Source organism: Maritimibacter alkaliphilus HTCC2654 (genome assembly GCF_000152805.1).
GTDB lineage: Bacteria > Pseudomonadota > Alphaproteobacteria > Rhodobacterales > Rhodobacteraceae > Maritimibacter > Maritimibacter alkaliphilus.
The window spans coordinates 2,506,594-2,528,587 of sequence record NZ_CH902578.1 but is presented as its reverse complement, the minus strand read 5'-3'; the positions used below and the strand labels follow the sequence as shown (position 1 = coordinate 2,528,587).

Annotated in this window: 23 protein-coding genes; 12 read left to right on the top strand and 11 right to left on the bottom strand. The window is 62.3% G+C overall.

Annotated features, from left to right (window positions below):
• Both hpf and RB2654_RS13360 read right to left on the bottom strand, forming a co-directional pair.
• On the bottom strand, positions 1 to 576 hold the full coding sequence (gene hpf, locus RB2654_RS13365) for a ribosome hibernation-promoting factor, HPF/YfiA family (RefSeq protein ID WP_008332404.1): 576 nt from the start codon (positions 574 to 576) through the stop codon (positions 1 to 3).
• Positions 577 to 814: 238 nt separating this feature from the next.
• Positions 815 to 1,426, bottom strand: coding sequence for a ribonuclease D (locus RB2654_RS13360; protein WP_008332403.1), 612 nt, complete (start codon positions 1,424 to 1,426; stop codon positions 815 to 817).
• 135 nt (positions 1,427 to 1,561) lie between these two features.
• On the opposite strand from RB2654_RS13360, the gene RB2654_RS13355 reads away from it, so the two are divergent.
• Genes RB2654_RS13355 through RB2654_RS13345 form a run of 3 tightly spaced genes read left to right on the top strand, consistent with a single transcriptional unit; the run spans position 1,562 to position 5,624 of the window.
• Positions 1,562 to 2,137, top strand: coding sequence for a TIGR04282 family arsenosugar biosynthesis glycosyltransferase (locus RB2654_RS13355; protein WP_008332402.1), 576 nt, complete (start codon positions 1,562 to 1,564; stop codon positions 2,135 to 2,137).
• 31 nt (positions 2,138 to 2,168) lie between these two features.
• Positions 2,169 to 4,424, top strand: coding sequence for a ribonuclease R (gene rnr / locus RB2654_RS13350; protein ID WP_008332401.1), 2,256 nt, complete (start codon positions 2,169 to 2,171; stop codon positions 4,422 to 4,424).
• 33 nt (positions 4,425 to 4,457) lie between these two features.
• Positions 4,458 to 5,624: a lytic murein transglycosylase gene (locus RB2654_RS13345; RefSeq protein WP_083783394.1), complete on the top strand. Its 1,167-nt coding sequence runs from the start codon at positions 4,458 to 4,460 to the stop codon at positions 5,622 to 5,624.
• Here the strand turns inward: RB2654_RS13345 and rpe are convergent.
• From rpe to RB2654_RS13300, 9 genes are all read right to left on the bottom strand, one after another.
• Positions 5,621 to 6,316, bottom strand: a complete 696-nt coding sequence (gene rpe, locus RB2654_RS13340; protein WP_008332398.1) for a ribulose-phosphate 3-epimerase — start codon at positions 6,314 to 6,316, stop codon at positions 5,621 to 5,623. The two genes, RB2654_RS13345 and rpe, sit on opposite strands and share 4 nt — an antisense overlap.
• A 56-nt stretch (positions 6,317 to 6,372) precedes the next feature.
• A complete protein-coding gene (locus RB2654_RS13335; protein WP_008332396.1) occupies positions 6,373 to 6,696 on the bottom strand; it encodes a YciI family protein in 324 nt (107 codons plus the stop codon).
• A gap of 4 nt (positions 6,697 to 6,700) precedes the next feature.
• On the bottom strand, positions 6,701 to 7,375 hold the full coding sequence (locus tag RB2654_RS13330) for an alpha/beta fold hydrolase (protein WP_008332395.1): 675 nt from the start codon (positions 7,373 to 7,375) through the stop codon (positions 6,701 to 6,703).
• Positions 7,375 to 8,679 (bottom strand): TRAP transporter large permease, encoded by a 1,305-nt coding sequence (locus RB2654_RS13325; RefSeq protein ID WP_008332393.1) that lies wholly within the window; start codon positions 8,677 to 8,679, stop codon positions 7,375 to 7,377. The genes RB2654_RS13330 and RB2654_RS13325 overlap by 1 nt, the downstream gene beginning before the upstream one ends.
• Positions 8,676 to 9,194 (bottom strand): TRAP transporter small permease, encoded by a 519-nt coding sequence (locus tag RB2654_RS13320; protein WP_008332391.1) that lies wholly within the window; start codon positions 9,192 to 9,194, stop codon positions 8,676 to 8,678. Before RB2654_RS13320 ends, RB2654_RS13325 begins: the two co-directional genes overlap by 4 nt.
• A gap of 3 nt (positions 9,195 to 9,197) precedes the next feature.
• Complete coding sequence (locus RB2654_RS13315) at positions 9,198 to 10,184, bottom strand: TRAP transporter substrate-binding protein (RefSeq protein ID WP_008332390.1); 987 nt, start codon at positions 10,182 to 10,184, stop codon at positions 9,198 to 9,200.
• Positions 10,185 to 10,394: 210 nt separating this feature from the next.
• Positions 10,395 to 11,801, bottom strand: a complete 1,407-nt coding sequence (gene ligM / locus RB2654_RS13310) for a vanillate/3-O-methylgallate O-demethylase (protein ID WP_008332384.1) — start codon at positions 11,799 to 11,801, stop codon at positions 10,395 to 10,397.
• 113 nt (positions 11,802 to 11,914) lie between these two features.
• The gene (locus tag RB2654_RS13305) at positions 11,915 to 12,640 is read right to left on the bottom strand and encodes a GntR family transcriptional regulator (protein WP_008332382.1); all 726 of its coding nucleotides are present in this window, start codon (positions 12,638 to 12,640) and stop codon (positions 11,915 to 11,917) included.
• A 64-nt stretch (positions 12,641 to 12,704) separates the two neighbouring features.
• Positions 12,705 to 14,531 carry a feruloyl-CoA synthase gene (locus tag RB2654_RS13300; protein ID WP_008332380.1) on the bottom strand — a complete coding sequence of 609 codons (1,827 nt, stop codon included), beginning with the start codon at positions 14,529 to 14,531 and terminating at the stop codon, positions 12,705 to 12,707.
• Between the two features lie 112 nt (positions 14,532 to 14,643).
• Here RB2654_RS13300 and RB2654_RS13295 point away from each other — a divergent pair, with 112 nt between their 5' ends.
• The 9 genes from RB2654_RS13295 (at position 14,644) to bfr (ending at position 21,948) form a co-directional block, all read left to right on the top strand.
• Positions 14,644 to 15,426, top strand: a complete 783-nt coding sequence (locus tag RB2654_RS13295) for a crotonase/enoyl-CoA hydratase family protein (RefSeq protein ID WP_008332379.1) — start codon at positions 14,644 to 14,646, stop codon at positions 15,424 to 15,426.
• Complete coding sequence (locus RB2654_RS13290; RefSeq protein WP_008332377.1) at positions 15,426 to 15,899, top strand: MarR family winged helix-turn-helix transcriptional regulator; 474 nt, start codon at positions 15,426 to 15,428, stop codon at positions 15,897 to 15,899. Before RB2654_RS13295 ends, RB2654_RS13290 begins: the two co-directional genes overlap by 1 nt.
• Complete coding sequence (locus RB2654_RS13285; protein WP_008332376.1) at positions 15,890 to 16,777, top strand: 4-hydroxyphenyl-beta-ketoacyl-CoA hydrolase; 888 nt, start codon at positions 15,890 to 15,892, stop codon at positions 16,775 to 16,777. Before RB2654_RS13290 ends, RB2654_RS13285 begins: the two co-directional genes overlap by 10 nt.
• Positions 16,778 to 16,803: 26 nt before the next feature.
• Positions 16,804 to 17,892 carry a TRAP transporter substrate-binding protein DctP gene (gene dctP, locus RB2654_RS13280; RefSeq protein WP_008332374.1) on the top strand — a complete coding sequence of 363 codons (1,089 nt, stop codon included), beginning with the start codon at positions 16,804 to 16,806 and terminating at the stop codon, positions 17,890 to 17,892.
• A gap of 63 nt (positions 17,893 to 17,955) precedes the next feature.
• Complete coding sequence (locus RB2654_RS13275; RefSeq protein WP_008332373.1) at positions 17,956 to 18,474, top strand: TRAP transporter small permease; 519 nt, start codon at positions 17,956 to 17,958, stop codon at positions 18,472 to 18,474.
• Positions 18,471 to 19,769 carry a TRAP transporter large permease gene (locus RB2654_RS13270; protein ID WP_008332371.1) on the top strand — a complete coding sequence of 433 codons (1,299 nt, stop codon included), beginning with the start codon at positions 18,471 to 18,473 and terminating at the stop codon, positions 19,767 to 19,769. The genes RB2654_RS13275 and RB2654_RS13270 overlap by 4 nt, the downstream gene beginning before the upstream one ends.
• Positions 19,770 to 19,948: 179 nt before the next feature.
• Positions 19,949 to 21,208, top strand: coding sequence for an imelysin family protein (locus RB2654_RS13265; protein ID WP_040885700.1), 1,260 nt, complete (start codon positions 19,949 to 19,951; stop codon positions 21,206 to 21,208).
• A 13-nt stretch (positions 21,209 to 21,221) separates the two neighbouring features.
• The gene (locus RB2654_RS22925; RefSeq protein WP_008332363.1) at positions 21,222 to 21,488 is read left to right on the top strand and encodes a (2Fe-2S)-binding protein; all 267 of its coding nucleotides are present in this window, start codon (positions 21,222 to 21,224) and stop codon (positions 21,486 to 21,488) included.
• Positions 21,463 to 21,948, top strand: coding sequence for a bacterioferritin (gene bfr / locus RB2654_RS13260; RefSeq protein WP_008332362.1), 486 nt, complete (start codon positions 21,463 to 21,465; stop codon positions 21,946 to 21,948). The genes RB2654_RS22925 and bfr overlap by 26 nt, the downstream gene beginning before the upstream one ends.
• The last annotated feature ends 46 nt before the right edge of the window (positions 21,949 to 21,994 follow it).

Genomic DNA, 21,994 nt, shown 5'->3' with positions numbered 1-21,994 from the left:
TCAGGCGAGGTTGCCGGGGTCGATCCAACCGATGTTTCCGTCTTCACGGCGATACACAACGTTCACGCCGTTCGATTTTTCGTTGCGGAAGACCAGAACCGGCGCATGGGCCAACTCCATCTGCATGACCGCTTCGCCAACCGAAAGCGCGGGGATCCGCGTCTCCATCTCGGCGATGATCATTGGCTCCATGCCTTCGGGTTCCGACGAGTCGGACCCATCTTCCGCGGCGAGGATATACGAGGCCCCTCCGAAAACTTCAACCGGGTCAACGCGCGCTTTGTGATGGTCTTTCAGACGGCGTTTGTAACGGCGAAGCTGTTTCTCCATCTTTTCAGCGCATTGGTCGAAAGCCGAGTGGATATCGTGCGATTTGGCCGAGGCTTGCGCCGTCAGGCCGGTCGACAGGTGCACGATGGCCTCGCATGAGAATTCGCTCGCCACCTTGGAGAAAATCACATGCGCATCGGTCGGCCGTTCGGCGTATTTTTCGACCACGGCACCCAGTCCGTCTTTCACATAGACCTGAAGCGCCTCGCCGATGTCGATCTGCTTGCCACTGATTTGATACTGCATGTTTCCTCCTCTTGGATGGAATGCCCCCGAGCCTTAGCGCGACGCGCGCAAAGACACGAAAAAGGGACGGATTTCAGGGAGTTGTGCGAGGCGCGCCGCCCGGTTTCCCTGGGCGCATGACGTGCTGCGAGTGGTTCTCTTGCAGCACGAAACAAGTGGCGCGTACTCATGCATCAACTTCATTCAGCGCCCGATTTGAACCCATGTCAATCCACATAAGATGCTGCGAAGGCAGCCTTTAGTGAGTGAAGATGTCGGTATCCGGCCAACCGGCCAGATCGAGCTGCGCACGCGCGGGCAGGAAGTCGAAGCAGGCCTGAGCAAGCTCCGCCCGGCCTTCGCGGGCAAGCCGCCCGTCCAGCTTTTCGCGCAGGCGATGCAGGTAAAGAACGTCGGATGCGGCATAGTCGAGCTGCGCTTCGGTCAGTTCCCGCGCGCCCCAGTCCGTCTGCTGCTGATACTTAGAGATATCGATTCGGAGGATCTCTTCGAGCAGGGTCTTAAGGCCGTGCCGGTCCGTGTAGGTTCGGATCAGCTTGGACGCGATCTTGGTGCAATAGACCGGCGCGGTGACGACGCCGAACGCATTGAGCAGGGCGGCGATATCGAATCTGCCGAAGTGAAAGATCTTCAGGACGTTCGGATCGGTGAGCATCGCGGTCAAATTCGGCGCCTCGGTCTGTCCCCGTTCGACCTGCACCATATGTGCGTGGCCGTCACCGCCCGACATCTGGACGACGCAAAGCCTGTCCCGGTGGGGGTTCAGGCCCATTGTCTCGCAATCGATGGCCACAACGGGGCCAAGGTCGAGCCCGTCCGGCAGATCGCATTTGTAAAGATGGTTCGCCATGGGAGCCTCCGTTTCCTTCGTGATACGGCGCGCGGTTCTGCGGATCAACTCCGGCGCCCGGCCGCGACCTGCGTCTTTCCGCTGGCTGTTCCGGCGGAACCATGCCTCATTGGCGGTCCGAATGGAGGTCGGCATATGGCCGCGCACACGCTTGTCATCATGTGCAAGGAACCGCGACCGGGTCTGGTCAAGACGCGGCTGGCTGCGGATATCGGCGCTTTGCCCGCAGCACTCTGGGTTCGCCACCGGATCGCAACCATGGTTCGCACGCTTGCGCATGAGCGATGGACGGTCGTGCTGGCGGTTGCGCCGAACCGCGCCATGACGTCGGCTTTGATTCCACGTGCCCTCCGCATTCCACAAGGACCGGGTGACCTGGGTGATCGCATGGCGCGTGCGTTCAGGGTGGCCCCGCCCGGCCCGGTGCTTGTCGTCGGCACGGATATCCCCGGACTGACCCGCGATCACGTCGCACGGGGGTTCGAGTTGATCGCGCGGCACAAGGCAGTGATCGGTCCCGCAAGCGACGGGGGTTTCTGGGCCATCGGCCTCGACACCCGGCGGCCCATACCGGCAAACCTGTTCCAAGGTGTCCGCTGGTCTACGGAAAACGCCCTGTCCGACACGTTGGCGACCTGCCCGCCGCCTGCCTACCTGCCTTTGCTGGATGACGTCGATACGGCCTCGGATCTCGCACGACTTTCCGACTGACGGCCTCGTGGCGCCGTGATACGCCGATGACATGGCACGTATTCCCAGCAAAGAGGAAATCCTCGCGTGGATTTCCGAGAACCCGACCCAGACCTCCAAGCGCGATATCGCGCGGGCCTTCGGCATCAAGGGGCAGGACAGGATCGACCTGAAGCGCCTGCTCAAGGAGCTTGAGGCGGAGGGGCATCTGGAAAAGCGGAAAAAGACCTATCGCGATCCGGACAAACTGCCGCCCGTGTCGATCCTCGAAGTGTCCGAGATCACGCCTGACGGCGACATCTTCGCAGACCCGCTGGAGTGGCAGGGGGAGGGCGACAAGCCGCGCGTGCTGTACGTGGCAAAGCAAGGCGATCCCGCGCTGAAGAAGGGCGACCGCCTGTTGTGTCGGATGACCGAGGTGGATGGCGGCGACCACGACTACGAGGCGCGGCTTATTCGCAGGATCGGCGAGAACGCCCGCCGCATCCTTGGCATCTACCGCAAAGGCCACGAAGGCGGGCGGATCATTCCCGTCGACAAGGGATCGGACAAGGAATGGATGGTGCCGGAAGGTGCCGTGAACGGTGCCACGGATGGTGAGCTGGTCGAGGCCAAGCAATCCGGCCCGAAAGGCCAGATGGGCCTGCCGCGCGCGCAGATCGTCGCGCGTCTGGGCGACCCCACCGCGCCGCGTGCCGTCTCGCTCATCGCCATTCATCAGCACGGCATTCCCGATGAATTCCCGGATGAGGTGATCGCGGAAGCCGACAAGATGAAGCCCGCGGGACTGAAAGGGCGCGAAGATCTGCGTCACCTGCCGCTCATCACCATCGACCCGCATGATGCCCGCGACCACGACGATGCGGTCTATGCCCATCCCGACGACAACCCGAAGAACCCCGGAGGTTTCGTCATCTGGGTCGCCATTGCGGATGTGGCCCATTACGTCACGCCGGGGTCCGCCCTGGACCGTGAGGCGCGCAATCGCGGCAACTCCAGCTATTTCCCCGACCGGGTTGTGCCGATGCTGCCGGACCGGCTGTCCGGCGATCTCTGTTCGTTGCACGAAGGCGTGCCGCGTGCCGTGCTGGCGGCCCGGATCGTCATCGACGCGCAGGGCGAAAAGAAAAGCCATTCGTTCATTCGCGGCCTAATGCAATCTCACGCCTCTCTGAACTACGGCGAGGTGCAGCAGGCGCAGGACGGCAGCCCGAACGACAAGGTCGCGCCGTTCATGGATGAGGTCATCACGCCGCTTTACGACGCCTACTTTGCCCTGCGCCGGGCGCGCGAGGCGCGTCAGCCGCTCGACCTCGATCTGCCGGAGCGCAAGATCGTGCTCTCGGACGAAGGCAAGGTCGAAAGCGTGCGGTTCGCCGAACGGTTCGACGCCCACAGGCTGATCGAAGAAATGATGGTTCTGGCCAACGTCGCCGCGGCCGAGGAACTCAACCGGCTTGGCCGCCCGCTTCTGTATCGGGTGCACGAGGAACCATCGCAGGAAAAACTCGAAGCCTTGCGGGAGGTGGCGCAAGCCTCGGGCTTCACGCTGGCGAAAGGGCAGGTGCTTCAGACCCGGCACCTGAACCAACTTCTGTCTCAGGCCGAAGGCAGCGAATTCGACGAACTCATCAATATGTCGACGCTGCGGTCGATGACGCAGGCCTATTACTTCCCGCAGAACTTCGGCCACTTCGGTCTGGCGTTGAAGAACTACGCGCATTTCACTTCGCCGATCCGCCGGTATTCCGACCTGATCGTGCACCGCGCGCTGATCTCGGGGCACAACTGGGGCACCGATGGTCTGTCGCAGGACGACATCGACCAGTTGGAGGCGACGGCGACCCATATCTCGCAGACCGAGCGGCGGTCGATGGAAGCGGAACGCGATACGACCGACCGTTACCTTGCCGCCTTCCTGTCGGATCGCGTCGGGAACGAGATGACCGGGCGCATCGCGGGCGTCCAACGATTCGGGATTTTCGTCAGGCTCGATGAAACAGGCGCCGATGGATTGGTGCCGGTTTCAAGCATCGGGGCGGAATATTTCCGCTACGAAGAGCCGTCGCAGAGCCTTGTCGGCGAGCGCTCCGGATTGGAGCTGACGGTGGGCCTTCCGGTCCTTGTCAGGCTTTCGGAAGCGGTGCCTGTGACAGGTGGTCTCATGTTCCAGCTTCTTGAAGTTGCTGGCAAACCTGTCAAAACGACAGGTCGCACCCCGGGCGGGAAAGGCGTAAGGAGAAAACCTGCGCGAGCCGGAAAAAAATCAGCGAAAACACGTGCCAAGGTGCGTCGAACGCGGAAATAAGAACGTCGCTCCGGCGACGCGAGGAGTTGGAGCATGACCGTCCCGCAATCTGACATAAGTCAGGCGGATTTCCATGACTGGATTGCGCGCGTGGTTCGCCCGCGCGCGCTGGGTCGCATGATCCAGGCAGACGTTTTCGACAAGGCGATGGGGTCCGCGCAGTTCCTGCCCGATGTCGTCGAACGGCAGATGAACCAGTCGGAATTCGTCCTGCCGATCTGGGAATACCTCGACATCGCCGCATCGGAGGAGCGTGTTCGCAATGGCCGCACCGCCCTTCGCAAGCGCCGGGAACTGTTCATCGAGATCGAGCGCCGGTTCGGGGTAGAACCCGAAGTCGTCGCCGCGATCTGGGGGCTGGAATCCGGCTATGGCGTGAACCGGGGTTCGGTGCCCATCCTGTCCGCCCTCGCGACGCTGGCGTGGCGCGGCAGCCGGCAGGCGTTTTTCGAGGATGAACTGGTCGCAGCCCTTCGTATCCTTCAATCCGGCCACACGACGCCCGAAAAGATGGTCGGGTCATGGGCCGGTGCGATGGGTCACGGGCAATTCATGCCGTCGAGCTTTCTGAACTTCGCCGTCGATTTCGATGGCGACGGGCGCAAGAACATCTGGTCGAACGACCCGACCGACGCGGTCGCGTCCATCGCGAATTACCTGTCCAAGCACGGATGGCGGCGGGGGCAGCCCTGGGGCTACGAGGTGTCGTTGCCGGAAGGGTTCGACTATGCGCTCGTCGGAATGGATCAGGCGCATGGCGCCCCGTTCTGGGATGATCGCGGTGTTCGGACCGTGACGGGGGACAGGCTGCCGGATTATGGCGTCGGATCGATCCTGCTGCCGGCAGGGGCGCGCGGAGTGGCCGTCATGCTCTTGCGCAATGCCCATGCGCTTCTTCGCTACAACAATGCCGAAGCCTATGTGCTGGGTGTCGGAGTGCTGGCTGACCGGATCGGTGGCCACAAGGGGCTGGTGCAACCATGGCCTTTCGATGATCGCGTTCTGACCCGAAGCGAGGTGCGCGAGGCGCAGGAACTGCTCAGCGGTCTTGGCTATTCGACGCAGGGCGTCGATGGAATGCGCGGCCCCAACACGGGCCGCGCCGTGCGCGCTTTCCAGACCGATGAAGGGCTGGTGCCCGACGGTTACCTGTCGGGCACGGTCCTAGACCTTCTGCGTGAAAAAGGCGGCGCGGCCTAGGCTGCCTTGCGCGCGCCTTCCGCCGCCGCGCGGATGGCGCGGATATTGTCGCCGTAAACGTCCGGATTGCCCACCGAACCGCCCTTGAACACGGCGGACCCGGCGACGAGCGCGTCCGCACCCGCCTCGACCACCAAGGGGGCCGTCGTCGGATCGACGCCACCGTCGATTTCGATGTGGACCGGACGATCACCGATCATCTCACGCAGGCGGCGCACCTTGGCGGTCATGTCGATGAACTTCTGACCGCCGAAACCGGGGTTAACGGTCATCACGCAAATCAGGTCGGTCAGATCCAGCAGGTGCTCGACCGCGTCCGCCGGCGTGCCGGGGTTGAGCGCGACCCCCGCCTTCATTCCCGCGCCCCGAATGGCCTGAAGCGTCCGGTGGGTGTGCGGCCCGGCCTCGATATGCGCAGTCAGGATATCGGCCCCCGCCTCGGCATAGGCGTCGATGTAGGGGTCGACCGGCGCGATCATGAGGTGGACGTCCATGACGGTCTTCACATGCGGGCGGAACGCTTTGACGGCGGGCGGGCCGAAGGTGAGGTTCGGAACGAAATGCCCGTCCATCACGTCGACATGCACCCAGTCCGCGCCCTGAGCTTCGATCGCGCGGATTTCCTCGCCGAAGTTGGCGAAATCGGCGGACAGGATCGACGGGGCGATCTTGATGGAACGGTCGAAAGTCATGGCAGGCCTCATGTGCGGTTTCCCTGCACATAGCGCCCCGGCCCGTGTGGGTCCAGTTACGGAATCGCGGGACTCATGCGCTCCGATATGCGCTGGGCCTGAAAACCGTCCGCCAGACGGGTCAGTTTGAGGTCTGCGACGACCCCCTGCGTGTAGAACGGGTCGCCTTCGGCGAAAGTGCGTGCATCCGCAAGCGTGTCGGCCTCCAGCACGCCCCAGTGACCGATCGCGTCCCCGTCGTCATTCCAAAGCGCCGAGCCGATCAGGACCGAACACAGCCCGTTTCCCCCGGACCCGACCCAATCGCGGTGATCGGGTCGCAGGCGGTCCCGCTCGTCCTGTTTGCCGGGGTGATGGATGTTTTCCATGAGAAAAAACATAAGGTTACCCTTTCAGAAACGGCACCAGAAGGTCCGCGACCTCGTTCGGGCGCTCGACAGGCGCGAAATGGCCGGCCTCTTCGATGATCTCCAGCCGCACGTCGGGTATCAGCTTCACCATCTCCTCGTGCTGTTCGACGGGCGACCATGCATCCTGCCGCCCGACCATCACCAGCGTCGGACAGGCGATCTGATCCAGATACGCCGAGGCATCGGGCCGGTGCACCAAAGCATGAATTTGCCGTTCATGTTGCTCAGGCGTCTTGCGCAGGACCATTTCGGTCAAAGCACCCATGAGCGTCGGCGTCTGGTTCGGTTCATACACCATCGGCGGCAACCATCGGTCGGCCAAGGCCTGCATCCCGTGTTCATGGGCATAGGCCACGATGTCCGCCCGCTTCTCGGTCTCGCCGTCCTTGAGCGGCCCGAAACCTGTGTCGAGAAGCGCGAGTTTGCGCACGCGCCCGGGTGCGATCCGCGCCATTTCCATCGCGACGCGGGCCCCCATCGAATGCCCGGCGACCTCGAGCGGCCCCTCGGCGATGGCAAGGCAATCGACCGCCATCTGCTCGATCCGGTCCTGCGACGAGACTTCGGCCACGTAGGCGGGCATTCTGGCGGTGACGGGTTCCCAGCAGAACCCGTCGCACAGCAGGCCGGGGATCAGGATCGCGGTCATCAGTTAATCATCGTGTCCGGCAGGATCAGCGAAATCTGCGGGAAGGCGACGAGGATGATGAGCGTGATGAACATGGCCAGCCAGAAGGGTGCCACGCCCCGGAACATCCGTCCGAGCGACACGTTCGGCGCCACGCTTTTCACGATGAACACGTTCAATCCCACGGGCGGTGAAATCAGGCCCATTTCCAACGTCAGAACGACCAGCACACCGAACCAGATCGGATCGATGCCAAGCTGCTGCACCACAGGGAAGAAAATGGGCATCGACAGCACCATCATCGCGAACCCTTCGAGGAAGCAGCCGAGGATCAGGTAGATCAGCAGCATGATCGACAAGACGCCAAGCGTGGAGATGTCGGCGGTTTCAAGGAACCCGCCAAGCCATTGCGGAATGTGGCTGAGGGCGAGGAAGGTCTTGATCATGTAGGCCGAAATCAGGATCAGCATGACGGTCGCGGTGGTCACGACGCTGTCCTGCGCAGCTTTCCAGAACGTCTTGAGCGTCAGTTTGCCGGACAGTGCGCCGATCAGGATGATGAGGCCCGCGCCGACCGCCGAGGCTTCGACGGGCGAGAAGATGCCGGTGTAGATGCCGCCGATGGTCAGCACGATGACCAGCAGGATCGGGGTCGCGCCACCCGTTGACCGCATCTTGTCGGACAGGGTCGTTTTCGGGCCTTTCGGCCCCATCTCCGGCTTGAACCACGTGATGACGAGGATCGTCAGGATGAACATGGACAAAAGCAGAAGGCCGGGCAGAACGCCCGCGAGGAACAGGCGGCCGATGGATTGCTGCGTCAGCAGCGCATAGATCACGAACCCGGTCGAAGGCGGGATCAGAATGCCGAGCGTCCCGCCGGCCGCAACCACGCCCGTCGACAGGCGGTTGTCGTATTTGAACCGCTCCATCTCCGACAGCGACACGCGCCCGATGGTCAGGGCCGACGCGACGGACGAGCCGGACAGGGCGGCGAACCCACCACAGGCGACGACGGTGGCCGAGGCCAGCCCGCCCCGGATCGATCCGATCCAGGCATAGGCGGCATCGTAAAGCTTACGGCTCATCCCGGTTTCGGTGGCCACGTTGCCCATCAGGATGAAGAGCGGCACGACGACCAGTTCCACGGTCGCGGCAAGCGAGAAGCTGTCCGAGGCGAGCTGGCTCATCGCGGCCTGCGGGGAGTTCAGGATCATGTTGCCGATGAACCCGACGGTGAACATGGCGAAGGCTACGGGGATGCGCAGCCCGAGCAGGACGAACAACGCCACCAGCCCGAGCAGGCCGATCATTTCAACGCTCATGCGTGGCCTCGAGATTCTTGACCGTTGTCGCCGGTCAGGACCAATCCGATCGCGCGCAGGATCATCCCGATTGCGGTGATGATCGACATGACGACGATGGCGCCTTTGAACCAGTCGAATTGAAGGTCAATGATGTTGGTTTTCTGAACGACACCAAGCTGGAACCGCATCAGGTAGATCGAAGACCAAGTGGTCCATGCGATCCCGATGAAGATAACCGCGCCGATGACGGCCGAGGCGAAATCGCCGGCCCAGATCATCCAGCGTGGCATGGCGTTTTCAAGAAGGTCGACGTTCACGTGACCGCCGATCTTGTCGCACAGCGCCATGCCGCCGAACACGATCAGGACCATGCTCATCTGGCTGATGTCCTGCGCTCCGGTCAGGGGGCTGCCGAAGAAACGGCCGATGACGTCGATCAGGATCACCACCACCTCGATGACGAGGCCGATGGTGCCGACAAGGGCAGACAGGCGGATAAGCCCGTCTGCCCAGGTGCTTACGCGTGCGCCCAAGGCTTACATGCCCTGCATGGTCTTGAGCACGTCCTCGCCGCCCACTTCACCGACGACTTTCTCGCGGATCGGGTAGGTCAGCTCTTCGAAGGCGGCACGCTCGTCGTCCGACAGCGTATAGACGGTGTTGTCACCCGCGGCTTCGAGGCTTTCGATCACGCTCGCGGCGCGGGCGTTCCAGCCCTCTTCCGCCGACTGCGACAGCTTGCGGCCGATGATCGAGTCCATGGCTTCCTTCATCTCGGCGGGCAGCCCTTCGTACTTCGCCTTGTTCATGACGACGTAGAACGAGATGTGGCCGAGCGGCGCATTGAGCGTGTAGCTGTTCGCCACTTCGTCGAGCTTGAAGTCGCCGACGGCGGAGGCGCCGGTGATGACACCGTCGATCAGGCCGGTCTGGAGCGAGTTGTAGATTTCGCCAGCGGGCATCTGGACGGGCGTCGCGCCAAGGGCTTCGACGGCGGCCGCCGCAGCGGAACCCGACACGCGGATCTTGAGACCCTGAAGGTCGGCGGGCGTGCGAACGTCGACGTCTTTCATGATGAAGATGTTCGGTTCCGACAGCCACAGGGCGAGCGGAACGGTGCCCGGAAACTCGCCGTCGAGCTGCCCGGCCTCATAGGCGTTCCACAGCATGTCGTAGCCGGTCATGCCCTCGGGCAGGGCGCCCGGCAGTTCCGACACCATGGTCAGCGGGAATTGAGACGAGGTATAGCCCTGAAGCCCCCACACGATGTCGGCCACGCCCTGAACGACGCGGACGTATTGCTCGAGCGGACCGGCGCCAAGCTCACCACCGGGGTAGACTTCGATCTCAAGACCGGAGCCTTCGACGGCGGCCTGAAGCGGTTCGATGGTGGAAGCGGTGAGGGTGTGCGCGGGCGGAACCCAGTGCGCAAACTTTACGGTTTCGGCAAGGGCTGGAGCCATGCCTGCCACCGTGACGGCCGCGGCTGCGGCGGCAGTGCGGAAAATGTTTCCTTGGATCATCTGTAGTCCTCCCAGTCAGATGTCGCGCCCGAATTCGGGCTATAGAGGTGGCCGCACGGTATGGGAGCCGTGGGGCCGGTCAAGTCACATTCAGCGTTGTCCCATAAGGTTTGTCTATTCTTCCCCGATGATTACCGCTTGAACAAGGCATCTCGGGGTTGTCTGCGGCGGGATGACCCATCCCGCCGCAGGAAAGCTTGGCCAGACCGATCAGGTCTTGGTGCGCCAGCTGTCGGCATAGTTGGTGCGCGCTTCCGTCGAATACGGCGTCGGCGACACGCGAACGCGGATCGTGGTCTGCTCATGCGGCTCGACCGAGGTCTTCTTGGACCCGCCGTCGGGCTCGCCCCAGACCATTTCAAGCACATCGCCGACTTCGACCGATTGGTCCACGACGCCAAGCGACAGCAGGCAGCGTTCGTTGAACGAGTAGCCGTTGAACATCGACATGCCGACCATCTTGTCGCCCTGCATCACCTTGTCCGCGGTGGACGAGGCGTAGTTGGGCTGCGGGAAGTCGATCCACTTGTAGTTCTTCTCGCCCGGCGCGAAGTTCGAAGCGATGACCTTCATCACGTCTTCCGCGTTCCACTCGAAGGTGACCTTCTTGCGGTTGGACGAGGCGCCTTTCATCTTGGTCAGGGCGTCCTTGCCGATGAAGTCGTCCTTCTTCCAGCCGATGTAGAAACCGTAACCCAGTTCGAACGGGTTCACGTAGTAGTCTTCGATGTTGTCGGAGACATAGGACCCGCCGATGGAGCCTGCGGCCTCATACGACTGTTCGGTCAGCCACTCGCGGTAGTCCTTCATCATGCCGTCGCCGGTGTAGATGCCGGGCAGCGGCGAGGGGATCCAGCCGGATTCGACGGTGTTGGTCGAATAGGCGCGCGAGCCCACGAAATGCATCTCGACACCGACCTTTTTGGCGGCCTCGGCGATGGTCGACTGGATGTAGGACTTGTCCGCGTAGGGGCCCCAGATTTCCAGACCGGGCGCACCGGCCATACCGTGACGCAGGGCCTGAACCTTGCGCGACCCGATGTTGATCGTGTCGACGTGGAAGAATTTGATTTCAGGCACCGGGCCGCCGTTGACCTCTTCGAAGATCTTGTCGGCGTCGGGGCCTTGGATCTGGAAGCGGTAGTGCGTGCGGTAGATCGCCTTGCCGTCCGGACGCGAATCCGAGCGCGGATCGTGCGAAACCTTGACGTTCCACTTGCCGATCGCGGCCTGGAACATGATCCAGTTCGAGGTCGGGGCGCGGCCCACGGTCACGTACTTGTTTTCGTCCAGACGGAAGATGATGTGGTCGCCGATCACGTGGCCCGCCGGGGTCACGGGCACGAAGTGCTTCGCGCGGCCCATGTCGAAATTGCCGAAGTCGTTGATACCGACGTGGGCGAGGAACGCCTGCGCGTCCGGTCCTTCGACGGTCACTTCGTCCATGTGGTGCGATTGGTCGTAAAGAACGACCGAGTCACGCCATGCCATCTGTTCCGAACGCCAGTTCGTGAACTCCGGGGCGACGCCCGGATAGATGTACATGCCGATTTTGGAATTGCGCAGGTGCGTGACGATGTTCGTCTCCTGCATGATTTGCTCAAGGCTCTTCGCCATGATGACCTCCCTACCATCAGAATGTATACATGGAACGACGATTGACGCGATTTTGCAAGCAAAATCCGGCGAACTGCGCTGAATCGGCCCCAGAATGTATGCGCGGGCGGGTCTTAATCGACGATCAGAGCGAGCGCCGGATTGCCTTCGCCCGGCGCAAGTGCCTTTTCTTCAAGGTTTCTTCGGGCGATCAGCGCGTGTTCCCGCGCAAGCGCCTCGGCCCGTGCGCCTTCCCGCCGTTCGATCGCTTCGATCATAGCGTGGTGGTGCGCCTGAGCGATCACGATGGACTGAGTCATCGTCTGTGATTCGCGGCGACGGAAGACGAAGGCCGAGGGTGAGGCGAAGGGAAGCGATTTGACCCGCTGCAATTCGGACCGGACGATACCCGACGGGCACAGATCCGCGATATCGTCGTGAAACTGCTCGTTCAGACCCGAATAGGCCTCAAGGTCCGGCGGATCGCCGGCAGCACTGAAACCCGCGTCGATCTGCGCGATCAAACCCTTGATATGCTGAATTTTTTCCGACGAAACGCCGGCCTCGGCCGCCAGCCGAAGCGCAGTGCCTTCCAGCACGCCGCGCAGTTCGATGGCGTCGAGGACATCGGCATAGGTGAAGGACCGCACGACGAATCCCCCGCCCCGGGCGCGCTCCAACAGGCCCTCTTCGGCAAGACGGCTCATCGCTTCGCGCACGGGCGTGCGGGATATTTCCAGTTCTTCCGCGAGGGCGACCTCGTAAAGCCGCGTTCCGCCCGGCAACTCGCCCTTCACGATCCGCTGACGCAGATCGTAGGCTGCCCGTTTCGCATGTGTGCTGCCGCGCGTTTCAGTCATCTACCGCTCCCATGTATACACTGAAATGTATACAATTGGCGCGGCAAGGCAAAGACAATCGACGTCAGCGCCCTGAACGGATGACCTCGGGCCCCTCCTCGTAAAGCCGGGCGACCAGATCGGCGCGCTCGCGCAGGACGGCGCGTTGATTGACCGAGCCCTTGTCGGTCACTTCGCCCTTGTCGAGGTCGAGAGGGTCCACCAGCACCATGGCGATGGGCACCCGCATCGACGAACCTGTCGCCTTCGCGTTGTAGGCGGCGAGCCGTTCGGCGACTGCGTCGCGCAGCGCCTGATGGGTGAACAGATCGGCATCGCTCATCTCGGCCCCACCCGGCACGAGCGCCGCGATGGCGGGACGGAACGGCACGAGAAGGGCACCCAGCTTTTCCTCGCCGTCGCCGGTCAACACGACATCGCGGGCAAGGCCGCCCAGCGCATCGGTCAGTTTCGCGCGCACGGCACCGACCGACACCCATGTTCCGGTCTGGAGTTTGAAGTTTTCGGCCACGCGCCCGTCGAAGAAGAACCCTTTGGACGGATCGCCCGGTGCGGCGAACCTCAGCGCGTCGCCCAGCATGTAGAAGCCTTCGTCGTCGAAGGCCTCGGCGGTCAGTTTCTCGTTCTGCCAGTAGCCGGGCGTCACGTTTGGGCCTTTGACGCGGACCTCAAGCTTGCCCTCGTTGGGAACCAGCTTGATGGTGATGTCCTTTGCGGGAACGCCGATATTGCCCGGACTTGCCTGAGGCTCGGTCTGGAACAGGACGAACGGCGCCGTTTCCGTGGCGCCAAGCCCGGTGGCGAGCAGGATTTCCTCGCCGGTCGTGCGAACGGCCATCGCTTTCAGGTCGTCCCACGTATGCTGGGCCATCGCCGCCCCGGCGTAATACATCAGTTTCATGTCGCGGAAGAAGGCATCGGCGAATGTCGGGTCGCGCTCCATCTCGTGCAGGATCATCTCGAACCCGGCGGGCACGTTGAAATACCAGTTCGTCGAGACATCGCGAAGATTTCGGATCGTCTCTCCGATCATGTCCTTGGTGGGCCGCCCCGCGTCGATATGGAACGTGCCGCCATTGTGCAGCACGATGTTGAACATCAGGTTGCCCGCCGCGACGTGGTTCCACGGCGCCCAGTCGAGGACGATGGGCGGCTCGTCCCGCAGGTAGGCATAGCAATCCGTCACCTGTTCGATGTTCGCGCAAAGCATACGCTGGGTCTGGATGACCGCTTTCGGGCTGCCGGTGGTGCCGGAGGTGAACAGGAACTTCGCGACGGTATCGGGCGTGATCGCCGCATTCGCCACATCGACGGCGTCGGTCACCGGCGTGTTCACCAGGCTGCTCCACGACCATTCGTTGCCTGTCTTCGCGATGATCGTCAGTTCTGGAAAGACATTCGCAATCGCCGGCTCGAACGGCGCGAAATCATCGACGAAGACCGCGCCGGGCGTGATCTGATCCCGGACGCCTTTGAGTTTGCCGTGGTCCGTCGACACCAGCGAATAGGCGGGGGCGATGGCCGCAGAGGGCACGCCGACATACTGCGCGCCAAGCGCCATCAGCGCGTGGGCGACCGAATTACCCGACAGAATGACAAGCGGCCTGTCCGTCGAAAGGCCCAGATCGAGAAGCGCCTGCCCGATCGAACGGACCTGAGCGCGCGCTTCGGCATAGGTCAGCCCGGTCCACTCCGCCTCGCCGACGCCCCGTTCCACCATCCAAAGACGGTCCGGCGCGACATCCGCCCAGTGATCCAGTCGGTCCGTGATCTTGTCGGGGTAGTCGCCCAACGGCGCGGTCTGACGCACCAAGATCGTGCCATCGTCCGATTCTTCCCACGCGATGTCCGGTTGCCAGAGTTTGACAGGGCGCAGCTTTGCCTTCGTCATTCATTCCTCCCTTGCGTCCCTCCCGACGCGTTACAAAATTTAGTTTACGCGGAAACTAAATCCGTGGATAGTGGTTTCAACGCGACTCGAAAAGTCGGTTGGGAGGACATCGTTGGACCTGAAATACCTCACCTACGAGCTGCGGGGGAACGTGGCGCTCGTCGGCCTGAACCGGCCCGAAAAGCGTAACGCGATTTCCGATGCCTTCGTCGAAGAGCTCGCGCTGATCGTGCGCAAGGCGGAAGCCGAGGCCAAAGCGGCGGTGATTCACGGGCATGGCACCCATTTCTGCGCGGGCCTCGATCTGGCCGAGCATGTGAAAAAGACCCCTTTTGAGGGCGTTCATGGATCGCGCCGCTGGCACGAGGTGTTCGGCTGGATTCAAAAGGGCAAACTGCCGTGGTTCGCCGCACTTCACGGCGCCGTCGTGGGCGGTGGTCTGGAACTGGCCTCGTCCGTTCACGTGCGGGTTGCCGACAAGTCGGCTTTTTTCGCGCTGCCCGAGGGCCAGCGCGGCATTTTCGTCGGCGGCGGGGCGTCGGTCCGGTCCGCGCGCCTTATGGGACTGGCGCGGATGACCGACATGATGCTGACGGGTCGCGCGGTCGATGCCGACACCGCTGAACGCTGGAATATCGTTCAGTATGTCGTGCCCGAAGGCGAGGCTTTGGAAAAGGCGATCGCGCTGGCCTCGCACGCGGCCACCAATGCCGAAATCTCGAACTACGCGATCATCAATGCCTTGCCCCGCATTCAGGATATGGCCTCGGACGATGGCCTGTTCGTGGAAAGCTTCATCGCCTCGTTCACGGCGACGAGCCCGGAAGCGGAAGAGCGGCTGAACGCATTCTTGAACAAGAAAGCGGGCAAGGTCGCGGTGACCAAGGACGACTGATGCGGGACGCGATGGAACAGGAAGCCGAAGACGCACCGATCCGGATGGGCGCCATCACGGATTCGCTCGGTTTCCTTATCCGTCTGGCCCAGATCAAGGCGTTCGACAACTTCTTCGAGAATCTGGGCGACCATGGGCTGAAGCCGGGCGAGTTCACGGTGCTCTGGGTGATCGGTCTGAACCCCGGACTGCGGCAGGGCAGTATCGCGAACACGCTTCGGATCAAGCCGGCCCATATGACCAAACTCACGGCGCGGCTGGTCCAGCGCGGGCTCGTCACGCGCAAGACGCCGAAGTCGGACCGGCGGGCGGTGCGGCTTTATCTGACCGAGGAGGGGAGCGGCTTTGTCGAAGCGCACCGCGAGAACTTCCTTTCGTTCAACTTCACCGAAAAAGACAACCTGAGCCAGGAAGAGGCGGATCAACTGACCTCGCTGCTCAAGAAATTCACAGGACTGAACGCATGCCACTGAACGTCGACGAACTCGTCGCCATCGACATCCACACCCACGCGGAGGAGCCGTGCAAACACGGCGAAACCCGTGACGACGGTTACATGGAGTTTCAGGCCGGGATGGCCAAGTATTTCGGCAACCCCGCAGGGGCCGACGGGATGCTTCCGTCGCCCGGCCAGACCGCCGCATACTTCCGCGAGCGCAAGATCGGCGCCGTCATCTTTCCGGTCGACACCGAGCGCGAGACCGGCTTCCACCGCTACTCGAACGAAGAAGTGGCCGAGATCTGCGCCGAGAACGACGACATCCTGATCCCCTTCGCGTCGATCGACCCGTGGAAGGGCAAGATGGCCGCGCGGGAGGCGCGTAGGCTTATCCGTGATTTCGGCGTGCGCGGGTTCAAGTTTCACCCGACCATGCAGGGCTTCTGGCCCAATGATCGCATGGCCTATCCTTTCTACGAAGTGCTGGAAGAAGAAGGCGTCATCACCCTGTTTCACACCGGGCAGACGGGGGTCGGTTCGGGGATGCGCGGCGGCATGGGGATGCGGCTGAAATACTCGCACCCGATGTCCATCGACGACGTGGCGGTGGATTTCCCCGACCTCAAGATTATCATGGCCCACCCGTCTTTCCCCTGGCAGGAAGAGGCGCTGGCCGTCGCCCAGCACAAGCCGAACGTCTACATCGACCTGTCCGGCTGGTCCCCGAAGTATTTCCCGGAAATTCTGGTGAAATACGCGAATTCGATGCTGAAGAAAAAGATGCTCTTCGGTTCCGACTGGCCCGCGATCACGCCGGACCGTTGGCTGGCCGATTTCGAGAAAGCTCCATTCAAGGATGAGGTACGTCCGCTCATCCTCAAGGAAAACGCGAAGCGTCTTCTGAACCTTTAGGACGTCTGATTGGGAGGAGAACCACAATGAAGACTTGGAACGTAACGGGTGCGGCCCTTGCCGCTGCCCTCGCCTTCGCGGTTCCGGCGCAGGCCGAAACCGTCGTCGCCGCCCCGGCCGCCCCTCCGGCGCACCCGGCGGCCTATATGTACGGTAAGTTCGCCGAGTTCCTCGCCGAGGAAACCGGCGGCGAAATGACCGCGAACGTCATCGGGCCCGAGGTCGTCTCGCTGCCCCAGATGAAGGATGCGCTTCAGACCGGGCTTGCCGGCGTCGGCAACTCGCTCCCGCTCTATTTCGCGGCTGACTTCCCGCAAACCGGCGTGGCGGGCGACCTCGCCCTGGCCGGGCGCAATCCGCACGCGATGGGTTGGGCGATGACCGAATGGGTCGTGAACTGCGCGCCCTGTCAGGAAGAATACAAGGCTTTCGGCGGCGTGTTCCTGGGTTCCGGGTCGTCTGACGTCTACGTGCTGATGACCACCAAGCCGGTCAACACCATCGAAGACCTTCAGGGCCTTCGCCTGCGTTCGGGCGGCGCGCCGTATTCGCGCTGGGCCGAGAACTTCGGCGCGACCCCGGTGAACCTGCCGGTCGGCCAGACCTTCGAAGCCCTGAGCCAGGGCACCATCGACGGCACCATGGCGTCTATCGCGGACATGCTGTCCTACCGTCTCGTCGACGTGGCGACCAACGTGCTGCGCGTGCCGCTGGGCACCTATCACGTGACGTCCAACTTCACCGTCGCCGCAGATGTCTGGGCGGATATGTCGGTGGAACAGCGGACCCAGTTCGCCAAAGCCGCCAACCGCGCCGACCCGCAGCTGACCGACCGCTGGGGTTACCAGATGCCGGGTGAAGCCAACGCCGCCGTGGCGGAGGCTGGGATCGAAGACACCGAACCGTCGGAAGAGTTCCTCGCGGCATCGAACGGTTTCGCCGAACAGGACGTGCAGTCGCGCATCGACAGCAACCCGCTGGCCGCCGACTTCGCCGCGCTGATCGAGAAGTGGGACGGGATCGTGGCCGAAGTGGGTGAAGACCCCGAAGCTCTCGCCGCCCGCGCCTGGGACGAGATCTGGTCCAAGGTCGACTTTGAAACCTACGGCATGTGATGCCGACGCCCCGGCCCTGTTCGTGGGCCGGGGCACCCCAACCACTCATCTCGGGGTCGCACTATGGGAAAGCTGGTCGCCATCGCGCGGATGATTGCCCGAACGATGGGGTATATCGGCGCATTCGCCGTCGTCGCCATGATGCTTCACATCTCGCTTGACGTCGTTCTGCGCAACCTGTTCCGTATCTCCATGAACACCGTGCCTGAAATCGTGGCGCGGTATTACATGACGGCGCTTGCGTTTCTGCCGCTCGGCTGGCTGGAGCTTCGCCGACAGATGATCTCGGTCGAACTGATCGACTTCGCGCTGTCCGAACGGGTCCGGCAGTATTCCGACGCACTCGTCATGGTCGTTGCGTCGGTGATCTATGGCTTTCTCGCCTGGACCAACTGGGACAAGGCCCTTTCCGAAACGCGGGTCGGTACCCTCGTCGAGATCGCGACCTACAAGATGCCGGTCTGGCATTCGTTCTACTTCGCGCCGATCGGGTTCACGCTTGCGACCGTCATCTCCGCCTTGCTGGCGATCGGCTATCTGAACCCGACACTTGCCGCGCAACTGGATGAGGCCACAGAATGAGCGTCGAAACCGGCATTTATGGCGTCATCGCGCTCGCCATCCTGCTTGTCCTGCGTCTGCCCGTCGCGCTTGCCCTGATCCTCGTGTCCTTTTCGGGTATCTGGGCGATGATCGGGCTGAAACCCGCGCTCGGCATCCTCGAGAACACGCCCTACAGCTTCGTCGCAAGCTGGACGATGAGCGCGGTTCCCATGTTCCTCTTGATGGGCTTCGTCGCGTTTCACACCGGCCTGACGGCGGGGTTGTTCGATGCGGCGAAGGTGTTCCTCGCCCGATTGCCCGGCGGTCTGGCGATCTCGTCCATCTTCGCCTGTTCCGGCTTCGCCGCCCTCTCCGGATCTTCGCTCGCCACGGCAGCGGCCATGGGACGCATCGCGATCCCGGAAATGGTCAAGGCGGGCTATCGACCGTCTATCGCGTCCGGATCCATCGCGGCGGGTGGCACCATCGGGGCGCTGATCCCGCCCTCGATCCTGATGATTATCTACGGCATCATCGCCGAAACCTCGGTCACCAAGGTCTTTCTTGGCGGCATCAGTATCGGGATCGCGACTGCAATCGCCTATACGCTCGTGATCCTTGTCATCAGCCTGACCCGGCCTGACGTCATCCCCCGTCGCGCCGAAGTGGACGAAGGCGAGGGTGCGCGCGTGTTCCTGTCGCTCCTCCCCGTTTTGGTGCTCATCCTGATCGTGTTCGGCGGGCTTTTCAGCGGGTTGTTCACGGCCACCGAGGCCGGGGCCATCGGCGCGCTCGGCACCTTCGTCGTCGCGGGCGCGACCGGAAAGCTCACCCGCAAAGCGATTTCGCGGTCCCTGATCGAAACGGTGACCACCACCGGATCGCTGCTCATCATCGGGTTTGCGGCAACGATGTTCACGCGGTTCCTTGGCCTGTCCGGTCTGCAAAGCTTCATCGCGCAGGCCGTCGCGGGGGCGGACATCAGCTATGTCGGTCTGATGTTCATCATCGTTCTGATCTACCTCGCGCTGGGCACGTTCATGGAGCCGTTCGGCGCGATGCTGGTCACGTTGCCGGTGTTCCTGCCCGTGCTCGAAGCCCAGCACATCGACCTCGTTTGGTTCGGGGTGCTGGTGGTGAAACTGCTGGAGATCGGGATGATTACGCCCCCAGTCGGGTTGAACGTGTTCGTCATCAAGAACGTGGCGAGCAAATACGTCAGCGTCGTGCAGGTGTTCAAAGGGGTGATTCCCTTTCTGCTGTCCGACATCCTCGTGGTCGCGCTGGTGATCGCCTTCCCGGCGCTCGTTCTGTTCCTGCCGGACCTGTTCTGACGCCATAGGCCATGAAAAACGCATCTGGGCGGTCCGCTGGGCCGCCCTTTTTCGTTTCTGATTGGAACCATTCCAAATTCCCGATCACTTTACTCGGGCATTCCTTGACATATCCGACCAAATCAATCAGCTATTCGGCCAAGCACCAGAATTACGAAGTGACCAAAGGGACTGATATGATGAAACGCGCGACACTTACGGCGGCTGGCCTGATCCTCGGCACCGTTCCGGCTTTTGCGGCAACCAAGGGCGAAGTGCTCACGACCTACGCCGATATCGCACACGCGGGCTATGAAGACAGCCTGACCACCGCGCAGGCTTTGAACGATGCTGTCGAGGCGCTGATCGCCAGCCCGTCCGAAGACACGCTCGCTGCGGCACGCGCGGCATGGGTCGCGGCGCGCGAGCCCTATCAGCAGACCGAAGTATACCGTTTCGGCAACCCGATCGTCGATGATTGGGAAGGCAAGGTGAACGCGTGGCCGCTGGACGAGGGCCTTATCGATTATGTCGACGAAAGCTATGGCGGCGCCACCGACGAAAACCCCTTCGCTGCGGTCAACGTGATCGCGAACCCGCAGCTCACCATCGCGGGGCAAGAGGTCGACGCTTCGTCCATCACGCCTGAACTGATCGCGGACACGCTGAACGAAGCCGACGGGATCGAATCGAACGTCGCGCGTGGCTACCACGCCATCGAATTCCTGCTCTGGGGTCAGGATCTGAACGGCACCGACGCCGGCGCAGGCGACCGCCCCTATTCCGATTTCGCTCAGGGCGACGACTGCACCAATGGCAACTGCGACCGCCGCGTCGATTATCTCGAAGCGTCGATGGACCTGCTCATTTCCGACCTCGAAGAAATGGTCGCGGCATGGGGTCAGGGCGGCGAAGCCCGCGAAGCCGTGATGGCGAACGAAGACGCCGGGATCATCGCGATCCTGACTGGCATGGGCTCTCTCTCCTACGGTGAACAGGCTGGTGAGCGTATGCGCCTTGGCCTGATGCTGAACGACCCGGAAGAAGAGCATGACTGCTTCTCGGACAACACCCATCGGTCGCATTACAACGACGGCCTCGGTGTGCAGAACGTCTACCTCGGGTCTTACACCCGCGTGGACGGAACGGTCGTCGAAGGGCCGTCGCTGTCCGATCTGGTGGCCGAAGCCAACGCCGATCTCGACGCCGAGATGAAGGAAAAGCTGGACACCACCATGACCGCCATGACGGCGATTTCGGACGCGGCCGAAAACGGTATGGCCGTGGATCAGATGCTCGCTCCCGGCAATGAAGAAGGCGAAAAGCTGATGATGGACGCCATCGACGGCCTTATCGACCAGACCGCGACGATCGAACGTATCGTGGCCGATCTGGGCCTCGAGGCGATCGAGTTCGAAGGCTCCGACAGCCTCGACAACCCCAACGCGGTCTTTCAGTAAGGCGCTACGCGGTATGATCGTCTGTCACTGCCAGAACATCTCGGATCGCGACATCCACGCCGCAATCGACTGGATGCGCGCCGCGGATGAACGGACGATCATCACCCCCGGGCGCATCTACCATGCGCTCGGGAAATCCGCGGATTGCGGTGGCTGCATGTCGCTCTTCGTTGCGACGATGCGCCAAAGTGATAGCCTCCATGTACCTTTAAGCCTGCGCAATCTGCGCAGGCACCCGGCAGAGGAGAAGCGCCATGAAGGGCAGCGAGAAAGTTATTGAATACCTCAATTCGGCGCTTCGGCACGAATTGACGGCGGTCAGCCAGTATTGGCTGCACTATCGTCTTCAGGATGACTGGGGGCTCAAGCACATGGCGGCCAAGAGCCGCGAAGAAAGCATCGAAGAGATGCAGCACGCCGACAAGCTGATCGAGCGGATCATCTTTCTGGAAGGGCATCCGAACCTTCAGAAACTCGACCCGCTCCGGATCGGGGAAACACCCCGCGAGACGCTCGACTGCGACCTTGCGGCAGAGTATTCGGCGGCCAAACTGTACCGAGAAGCGCGCGATGTCTGCCGGGACGAGAACGACTATGTGAGCATGAAGTTGTTCGAGGACCTGCTTGCCGATGAAGAGGGCCACATTGACTTTCTTGAAACCCAGATCGACCTCTACGAAAGGATCGGGGCCGAAAACTACGCGCATCTCAACGCCGCCAAAATGGATAGCGACGAGTAGCCTTGCCGCTTTTCTGATCGCCGCCGGGCCAGTCGTCGGGTTCGAC